Origin of the sequence: Amycolatopsis orientalis DSM 43388 (assembly GCF_000411975.1) — a bacterium.
Taxonomy (GTDB): domain Bacteria; phylum Actinomycetota; class Actinomycetes; order Mycobacteriales; family Pseudonocardiaceae; genus Amycolatopsis; species Amycolatopsis orientalis_D.
Window position 1 is genome coordinate 23,364 of record NZ_ASXG01000031.1, and the last position, 9,174, is coordinate 32,537.

General features: G+C 71.6%; 9 protein-coding genes. All 9 read right to left on the reverse strand.

Going from position 1 to position 9,174, the window contains the following annotated elements; translation table 11 throughout:
• Positions 1-338: 338 nt before the first annotated feature.
• On the reverse strand, positions 339-788 hold the full coding sequence (locus tag L942_RS05680; protein WP_037355730.1) for a tetratricopeptide repeat protein: 450 nt from the start codon (positions 786-788) through the stop codon (positions 339-341).
• Complete coding sequence (gene dapB, locus L942_RS05685) at positions 785-1,534, reverse strand: 4-hydroxy-tetrahydrodipicolinate reductase (protein ID WP_037355731.1); 750 nt, start codon at positions 1,532-1,534, stop codon at positions 785-787. Before dapB ends, L942_RS05680 begins: the two co-directional genes overlap by 4 nt.
• Positions 1,531-2,895, reverse strand: a complete 1,365-nt coding sequence (locus L942_RS05690) for a M16 family metallopeptidase (RefSeq protein ID WP_037355732.1) — start codon at positions 2,893-2,895, stop codon at positions 1,531-1,533. Before L942_RS05690 ends, dapB begins: the two co-directional genes overlap by 4 nt.
• Positions 2,896-2,979: 84 nt before the next feature.
• Positions 2,980-5,226: a polyribonucleotide nucleotidyltransferase gene (locus L942_RS05695; protein ID WP_037355733.1), complete on the reverse strand. Its 2,247-nt coding sequence runs from the start codon at positions 5,224-5,226 to the stop codon at positions 2,980-2,982.
• Between the two features lie 236 nt (positions 5,227-5,462).
• Positions 5,463-5,732 (reverse strand): 30S ribosomal protein S15, encoded by a 270-nt coding sequence (gene rpsO / locus L942_RS05700; protein WP_009080476.1) that lies wholly within the window; start codon positions 5,730-5,732, stop codon positions 5,463-5,465.
• A gap of 145 nt (positions 5,733-5,877) precedes the next feature.
• Positions 5,878-6,378, reverse strand: a complete 501-nt coding sequence (thpR, locus tag L942_RS05705; RefSeq protein WP_037355735.1) for an RNA 2',3'-cyclic phosphodiesterase — start codon at positions 6,376-6,378, stop codon at positions 5,878-5,880.
• A gap of 3 nt (positions 6,379-6,381) precedes the next feature.
• The gene (locus L942_RS05710) at positions 6,382-6,858 is read right to left on the reverse strand and encodes a helix-turn-helix domain-containing protein (RefSeq protein ID WP_037355736.1); all 477 of its coding nucleotides are present in this window, start codon (positions 6,856-6,858) and stop codon (positions 6,382-6,384) included.
• A 163-nt stretch (positions 6,859-7,021) separates the two neighbouring features.
• The gene (locus L942_RS05715; protein WP_081654949.1) at positions 7,022-7,987 is read right to left on the reverse strand and encodes a bifunctional riboflavin kinase/FAD synthetase; all 966 of its coding nucleotides are present in this window, start codon (positions 7,985-7,987) and stop codon (positions 7,022-7,024) included.
• 41 nt (positions 7,988-8,028) lie between these two features.
• A complete protein-coding gene (truB, locus tag L942_RS05720; RefSeq protein WP_081654950.1) occupies positions 8,029-8,943 on the reverse strand; it encodes a tRNA pseudouridine(55) synthase TruB in 915 nt (304 codons plus the stop codon).
• Positions 8,944-9,174 lie beyond the last annotated feature (231 nt).

The following is a 9,174-nucleotide window of genomic DNA, read 5'->3' on the forward strand; positions in this document are numbered from 1 at the left end:
ACTCGTCGCGAGCATCGACTGGATCGCAGCACGGGCATTCGGGCCACGGCAGATACAACCAGCGGCCAGGCTGGCGGAGAAAGTCTCGATACCGGTCAAGCGCTCGGGAGACGCTTCCGGCCCCCAGTCGGCGAGCCTCTGCGACCTCGACAGCGGTCTGCGTTCTCCGCGTGACGCCGGGAATCGAGCGTGCCGATGGGCGGTCGCGGACCTCAGCTCGACGGGCGCGCATCGCGCCGGGCCTTCTACGCGGCATTGGCCTTTCGGGTCAGCATCATCTCGACAGCATGGCACACCTGCTGCCGAGAGGAACCCGATCCGTCGAACGCGGCACCGAGCTATTTGCTTTCCGCGGCTTCCAGCTCGATCGCCTTGCGCATCGTCGCGCGGGCCCGCCGCCGGTCGCCGGCGATGTCGTACGCGTACGCCAGCCGGTACCAGGCCCGCCAATCCTCTTGGCTCGCCTCGACTTCCGCCCGGCGTTGCTCGAACCACGCGTCCGCGGCGTCGCGGTCCACCCGGCCGGACGGGCGGCGCGGCAGGTCCGACACGTCCGGCAGGCCGCCCTCGGCGTCCAGCCGCCGCGACAGCCGCTGGATCTGCACGCCGGACCGCCAGGTCGCCACGACGATCCACACGCCCAGCAGCGGCAGCACGAACACCCCGATGCCCAGCGCGATCCCGGCCGGCGTCCCGGTGCCGAGCAGCGCCACGGCCCGGTCCGCCAGCAGGACCAGGTACACCACGAGCGCCGCCGTCATCAGCAGCGCGAAATTGCGGGCTTTCACAGCTCGAGCACGTTCTCCAGGCCGACCGTCAGGCCGGGACGCGACACCACCGAGCGCACGCCGAGCAGCACGCCCGGCATGAACGACGTCCGGTCCAGCGAATCGTGCCGGATGGTCAGGGTCTCGCCCTCGCCGCCGAACAGGATCTCCTCGTGCGCCACCAAACCCGGCAGCCGCACCGAGTGCACGTGGACGTCCTCGACCGAAGCGCCGCGGGCACCGTCCAATTCGGACGTCGTGGCGTCCGAGCCCGGCGTGACCCCGGCCTCGGCCCGGGCGGCGGCGATCGTCCGCGCGGTGTGCGCGGCGGTGCCGGACGGGGCGTCGGCCTTGCGGTTGTGGTGCAGCTCGATGATCTCGGCCGAGGCGTAGAACTTCGCCGCCTGCGCCGCGAACCGCATCGCCAGCACCGCGCCCAGCGCGAAGTTCGGCGCGATCAGCACGCCCACCGACGGCTTGTCCGCCAGCAGCCCGCGCAGTTCGGCCAGCCGCTCCTCGCTGAACCCGGTCGTGCCGACGACCGCGTGCAGGTCGTGCGCGATCAGCCAGCGCAGGTTGTCCATCACCGCGTCCGGATGCGTGAAGTCCACGACCACCTGGGCTTTTTCCAACGCGGCGAAATCGTCGCCCGCGTCCAGGGCGGCCACCAGTTCCTGGTCCGCGGCGCCTTCCACGGCTTTCACCACGGTGGCGCCCATGCGGCCGCGCGCGCCCAGCACGCCGACGCGGATCGGGGACTCGGTCATGACGCGATCACCTCGTGCAGATCGTCGGGAAGGTCGTCGGCGTGAGCGTACGGCCCCACCACCGCCGCGGACGACACCCCGCCGGGACGGCGCAGCAGAGTGCGAGCGAGCGCACACACGTCTTCGGTCGTGACCGCGTCGATCCGCGCGATCGTGTCGTCCACGCCCAGGTAGCGGGCATAGTTCAGCTCGTTCTTGCCGATCCGGGACATCCGCGAGGACGTGTCCTCCAGGCCCAGCACCAGCCCGCCGCGCAGCTGCCCCTTGGCGCGCGCGACCTCGGCGTCGGACAGCCCGTCCGCGGCGACCGAGTCGAGCACCTCGCGGATCACGCCGGCGACCTGGCCCAGCCGCTCCGGCTGGCAGCCCGCGTACACCGACATGTGCCCGAGGTCGGCGTAGCTCGCCACCGACGAATACACCTGGTACGCCAGGCCTCGCCGCTCGCGGATCTCCTGGAACAGCCGCGAGCTCATGCCGCCGCCGAGCGCCGCGTTCAGCACCGACAGCGTGAACCGCCGCTCGTCGTGCCGCGGCAGCGCCCGGAAACCGAGCATCACGTGCGCCTGCTCGGTGTCGTCCGGGTGCAGCGCCAGCTTCGGCACCGTCTTCAGCCGCGCCCGGCCGGACCGCGGCGCGACCGGCGTCGCCGTGCCGCCGAGCCGGTCCTTCAACGCACGCTTGACCAGCCGCAGCACCTGGCCGTGTTCGACGTTCCCGGCCACCGCGAGCACCATCCGCGGCAGGGTGTAGCGGCGCCGGTAGAAACCGCGCAGCGCGACCGGCGACATCTCGGTGATGGACTTTTCCGTGCCCAGCACCGGACGGCCCAGCGGATGGTCGCCGAGGATCGCGCTGACGAACTCCTCGTGCAGCAGGTCTTCCGGGTCGTCGTCGCGCATCGCGATCTCTTCGAGGACGACGCTGCGTTCCATGTCCATGTCGCGGTCGCTGCACTGCGCTTCGAAAACCACGTCGGTGACGAGATCGAGCGCCAGCGGCAGGTCCGCGTCGAGCACCTGGGCGTAGTAGCAGGTGTGCTCTTTCGCGGTGAAGGCGTTGAACTCGCCGCCGACCGCGTCGATTTCCTCGGCGATCTGGGTGGCGTCGCGGTGGCTGGTTCCCTTGAACAGCAAGTGTTCCAGGTAGTGCGCGGCACCCGCGACCGGAGCCGGTTCGTCCCGCGAACCCACGCCGACCCAGAGGCCGACAGTCGCGGACCGGGAAGCCGGGACGTGCTCGGTGACCACCCGGAGACCGCCGGGGAGCACGCTTCGTCTGACGACCGCACCGTCCGAAGTGGACTCGAGCGTACGGGTGGTGCCGACGGGCTGCTCGTGCCCGGAGACCTGCGGTGCCAATGCAATCCTTTGCTCACCATGCGAGGAAGGCCCCCTCCCCGGCCGGAGAGGGGGCCTTCACGGACCAAGTTTGCGGGAAGAGCCTTACTTGGCTTCGGCCTTCTCCGCCTCGGCGTCGCCCTCGGCCGGCTTCGCGGCGTCCTCGTCCTTGACGACGATCAGGCTGATCTTGCCGCGGTTGTCGATGTCGGCGATCTCGACGCGGATCTTGTCGCCGACGTTCACCACGTCCTCGACCTTCGCGATCCGCTTGCCGTTGCCCAGCTTCGAGATGTGCACGAGGCCGTCCTTGCCCGGCAGCAGCGAGACGAACGCGCCGAACGCGGCCGTCTTCACCACGGTGCCCAGGAAGCGCTCGCCGACCTTCGGCAGCTGCGGGTTGGCGATGGCGTTGATCTTGCCGATCGCCGCCTCCGCCGACGGGCCGTCGGCCGCGCCCACGTAGATCGTGCCGTCGTCCTCGATCGAGATGTCGGCGCCGGTCTCCTCGGTGATCGAGTTGATCATCTTGCCCTTCGGCCCGATGACCTCGCCGATCTTGTCGACCGGGATCTTCACCGACGTGACGCGCGGGGCGTACGGGCTCATCTCGTCCGGGCCGTCGATCGCCTCGGCGATGACGTCCAGGATGGTGAGGCGAGCGTCCTTCGCCTGCTTCAGCGCGGCCGCGAGCACCTCGGACGGGATGCCGTCCAGCTTGGTGTCCAGCTGCAGCGCGGTGATGATGTCCTTCGTGCCGGCGACCTTGAAGTCCATGTCGCCCAGCGCGTCCTCGGCGCCCAGGATGTCGGTGAGGGCGACGTAGCGGGTCTCCCCGTCGACCTCGTCGGACACCAGGCCCATCGCGATGCCCGCGACCGGGGCCTTCAGCGGCACGCCGGCGTTGAGCAGGCCCATGGTGGACGCGCAGACCGAGCCCATCGAGGTCGAGCCGTTGGAGCCCAGCGCCTCGGAGACCTGGCGGATCGCGTACGGGAACTCGTCCCGCTTCGGCAGCACCGGGACCAGGGCGCGCTCGGCGAGCATGCCGTGGCCGATCTCGCGCCGCTTCGGCGAACCGACGCGGCCGGTCTCGCCGGTGGAGAACGGCGGGAAGTTGTAGTGGTGCAGGTAGCGCTTCGTCGTCTCCGGCGACAGCGAGTCGATCTGCTGCTCCATGCGGAGCATGTTCAGCGTGGTGATGCCCAGGATCTGGGTCTCGCCGCGCTCGAACAGCGCCGAGCCGTGCGCCCGCGGGACCACGGCGACCTCGGCCGAGAGCTGGCGGATGTCGGTCAGGCCGCGGCCGTCCATCCGGATCTTCTCGGTGAGCACGCGGGTGCGCATGATCTTCTTGGTCAGCGCCTTGAACGCGCCGCCGACCTCCTTCTCGCGGCCCTCGAAGGCCTCGCCCTCGCCGAGCCCGAGCTTCTCCAGCACGGCCGCCTTGACCTCGTCGGTCGCCGCGTCGCGCTCCTGCTTGCCGGGGATCTGCAGGGCCTTGGCCAGCTCGTCGGACGCGATCGCGGCGACGGCCTCGTAGATGTCCGGCTGGTAGGCCGGGTACAGCGGGAACTCGCCGGTCGGCTTCGCGGCGTCGGCGGCCAGGCGCTGCTGCGCCTCGCACAGCACGCGGATGAACGGCTTCGCGGCCTCGAGGCCCTCGGCCACCGCGGCCTCGTCCGGGGCCTTGCCGCCGGCGGCGATCAGGTCGAGCGTGTGCTCGGTGCCCTCGGCCTCGACCATCATGATCGCGACGTCGTCTCCGACGATGCGGCCCGCGACCACCATGTTGAAGGTGGCCTTCTCGAGCTGCGGCCAGGTCGGGAACGCGACCCACTGGCCCTCGATCAGCGCGACGCGCACGCCGCCGACCGGGCCGGAGAAGGGCAGGCCGGCGATCTGGGTGGAGGCCGACGCGGCGTTGATCGCCAGCACGTCGTACGGGTCGTCCGGGTTGAGGCTCTGGACGGTGATGACGACCTGGATCTCGTTGCGGAGGCCGTCGGCGAAGGACGGGCGCAGCGGGCGGTCGATCAGGCGGGCGGTGAGGATCGCGTCGGTCGACGGGCGGCCCTCGCGGCGGAAGAACGCGCCCGGGATGCGGCCGGCGGCGTACATCCGCTCCTCGACGTCCACGGTCAGCGGGAAGAAGTCGAAGTGCTCCTTCGGGTGCTTCGACGCCGTGGTCGCCGACAGCAGCATGGTCTCTTCGTCCAGGTACGCGACGACGGCGCCGGCGGCCTGCTTGGCGAGCCGGCCGGTCTCGAACCGGACGGTGCGGGTGCCGAACCGGCCGTTGTCCAGAACGGCCTCGGTCTCGAACACGGTGACTCCGGTGGAGTCGGTCATATGGTCAATCTCCTCTTTGGTTCCTTCGTACGACGCGAGTCTCCCACTGTGGGACCCGGTTCGCCCGAGAACGCTCGAGGAGGGGTGCGGCCGGTCTTCGATCGAAGCCCCCGGGTCCGTTGCCCGGGAACCACTACCGAGGACCGGCGAGATCGTTCCTCCAGCGCGCTCGCGCCGTGTGGGGGTGTGCTTGCGGCGAGGGGGAGCGGCCGGAGCCGCTCCCCCTCGTCAGCACGCTATCGACGCAGGCCGAGACGCTTGATCAGGTCGCGGTACCGCGCCACGTCCACCTTTTCCGTGTAGTTCAGCAGCCGGCGGCGACGGCCGACCAGCAGCAGGAGACCGCGACGGGAGTGGTGGTCGTGCTTGTGGGTCTTCAGGTGTTCGGTGAGGCCGATGATCCGCTTGGTCAGCAGCGCGACCTGGGCCTCGGGGGATCCGGTGTCCGAGTCGTGCAGCCCGTACTCGGCGAGGATCGTCTTCTTCTCTTCGGTGGACAGCGCCACTGGTGGTGCTCCTTGTGCATCTCGTGCCGTGAGGCCCGCACCGCGCTTCGCGGCCGGGTGAGACGGTCGCGGCCGCCACGGACTGCAGCCGGACCCGGTTTCCGAGGTTACCAGCCGGTTGAACTGCGGCTTCCGGCGCGTGCGGCTAGCGGGCAGCACGCCCTCGCTCGCGCCGCAGCTGCCAGGTCCGCAACGTGCGGTACGGGCTGCCGCCGCCCATCAGCTCGACGCGGTCCGCGGTCCACGCGCGGCTGCGGAAACCGGCCAGCCGATCCGTCCACCCCGTCGGCGGCCGCGTGCGCGAGCAACGCGCCAGCGTCAGGTGCGGCCGGTAGGGACGGTCTTCGCCGGGGCCGATGGTCGCGGCCGCGGCAAGGTCGGCGAGATCCTCCCCCGCCACTCCCAACCACAGCACTCCCGGAAATGTTCCCGAACCGGACAGCTGGACGTCAACGGATTTCCGGCCCTCAAGCGCCCGGTCGAGGAAGGCGGCGCAGTCCGCCGGGTCCGCTTCGCCGTAAAAGGCCAGCGTGACGTGCCAGCCGGAGGGATCCGCCCAGCGCAACGACCGGTCGCGGGCGCCGAGCGCGTCGGCCACTTCCGCCGCGACGTCGGCGGGCGGGCGCAGCGCGGAGAACAGCCGCATCGGCTACTGGCCCGAGGCGCCCGCGCGGCGGAGCAGGTCGGCGATCGCCGGGAAGTCCTCGTCGAGCAGCTTGGCCGCCTCGGCGAGGTTCTCGTCCTCGGCGACGTCGCGGATGCCCGCGAGCAGGAGCTTCTCGTCCGAGCTGACCGGGATGCTGTCGCGGCCGACCGTGGGCCGCGAATCGCGCACGTCCTCCAGCGCGGCCTGCATGGCGTCGCGGTCGCCCGCGGCGACCTCGGGCACCAGGATCTTGCGCTCGAGCATGATCATCCGGGCCAGCACGACCGGATTGCCGATCTTCGCCCGCCGCCCGCTCATCACCTGGCTGAGCATCGGCGCGCTGATCCCCAGCACCTCGGCCAGGAACGCCTGCGACACGTCGAAGGCCACGACCAGTCTGCGCACCCGATCGCCCAGCGGCTCCCCGTACCACTCCCGCTGCAGCGCGATGTTCCGCTGGACGATCTTGTGGTCCTCCACCTGGCTCCGCTCCCCTAGCGTGTGTCGTCCCCGCGGCCCGGTGCTGCCCGGCCACGGTGTTCTCCGGCCCGGCGCCGCCGGCCCATCTTGCCACCCCGAACGCCCCCGCCGGGCCGGAACGCCCGATTCGCCCCGGGGCCGGCCCGCCCCGGTCCGGGCCCGCTCAGCCGTCCGAGCCGAGCGCTTCCCTGGTCCGGGCCACGTCCTCGTCGATCTTCTTCACCAGATCGGCCGGGGCCCCGAACCGCGCTTGATCCCGCAACCGGGTGACGAAGTCCAGCGCGACGTGCTGGCCGTAGAAGTCCTCGTCGACGTCCAGGACGAACGCCTCGACGGTGCGCTCGCGGCCGGAGAAGGTCGGATTCGTGCCCACCGACACCGCCGCGCGCAGCCGCCGGTCCGGGTCGGACAGCCGGCTGAACCAGGCCGTGTAGACGCCGTCGGCGGGCACGGCGGCGAACCGCGCGGTGGACAGGTTGGCCGTCGGGTAGCCGAGGTCGTGGCCCCGGCCGTCGCCGCGCACGACGATGCCCTCCAGCCGGTGCGGGCGGCCGAGCGCGTCGGCCGCGGCCTCCACGTCGCCGGCGTCGATGCACGAGCGCACGTAGGTCGAGGAGAAGGTGATGTCGTTGGCGCCGCGGTCGTCGTCGAGCGAACGGCCCTGCAGTTCCGCGCCGTAGGCGACGAACCCGAACCGGCGGCCGAGTTCGCGCAGCAGCGCGACGTTGCCCGCGGCCTTGGCCCCGAAGGTGAAGTTGTCGCCCACCAGCACCGCCGCCGCGTGCAGCCGGTCGACCAGGACCTCGTGCACGAACTCGTGCGGGCTGAGCCGCGACAGCTCCAGGGTGAACGGCAGCACGCAGAACACGTCCACGCCGAGCCCCTCGACCAGTTCGGCCTTGCGCCGTAACGTGGTCAGCTGCGCGGGATGGCTGCCCGGGCGCAGCACCTCGGACGGATGCGGGTCGAAGGTGAGCACCACGCTGGGCACGCCGCGTTCGGCCGCCGCCGCCACGGTGCGCTTGATCAGTTCCTGGTGCCCTCGGTGCACGCCGTCGAACACGCCGATGGTGACCACGCACCGTCCCCAGCCGCCCGGAAGGTCCCCGAGCCCACGCCACCGCTGCACTGTTGCCAACTCTCCCCGAGCAAGGTCCCTTTGCCCCCACCCTATGCGGGCAGGAGGACCACCACCGAACGGGTCACTCCTTCCGCGTCGGAGGCCAGCGCGAGCACGTGGCCGTCCGGAGCGAACAGGCCATACGTGCCGTCGATCCCCGCCGCCGGGATGCGCCTTCCGTACTGGACGGCCTTCGCGGTGGCGGCGTCGAGATCGCGGCGCGGGAACGCGGCGGCGACGGCGGCGTCGAGGTCCAGCGACAGTTCGGGTTTTTCTTCGAGCTGGTCGAGCGTGCGCGCGCGGGCGAGCGTGAACGGCCCGACTGTGGTGCGGCGCAAGGCTTTCAGGTGCCCGCCGACGCCGAGCCCGGCGCCGAGGTCGCGGGCGAGCGCGCGGACGTAGGTGCCGGACGAGCATTCGACGACCGCGTCCAGCTCGATCCGGTCGTCCTCCCGGCGGAGGCCGAGCACGTCGAACCGGTGCACGGTCACCGGCCGCGGCGGGAGGACGACGTCTTCCCCCGCGCGCACCCGGGCGTAGGCGCGCTTGCCGTCGATCTTGACCGCGGAGACGGCGCTGGGCACCTGCTGGATGTCGCCGGTCAACTGCGCGACGCCCTCGGCGATCTGCTCGTCGGTGACGGCGGCGAGGGTTTCCGGCGCGGCGTCGGCGAGCGGTTCGCCTTCGGCGTCGTCGGTGGTGGTGGACCGGCCGAGCGACAGCGTGGCGAGGTAGGTCTTGCGGTCGAGCGCGAGGTGGCCGAGCAGTTTGGTGGCGCGTTCGATGCCGAGCACGAGCACGCCGGTCGCCATCGGGTCGAGCGTGCCGGCGTGGCCGACCTTGCGAGTGCCCATGATCCGCCGCGCCCGCGCGACCACGTCGTGCGACGTCATCCCCGCCGACTTGTCGACGATGAGCAGTCCGGGCGGCGGAGCGGGGCGACGCGGTTCTTTCGGGCGAGACACGGCGGAAACCCTACCTAGGCTGGGTTTCGCGGGCGGAGGCTGGTGCGCGGGGCGAGCGCGGGGGCGTGGGTGGAGCGCGCGGGTATGGGTGGAGCGCCTGAGGGTGGGCTGGGCGCGCGGGCGCGAGGCGGAGCGGCGAAGCGCGCATGCGGGGCGAAGCGCGGCGCAGGTGCCAGTGGAGCGCGCGGGTGCGAGGCGGGGCGGGCGGAGCCCGCGGGCGAGCGCGCGTGC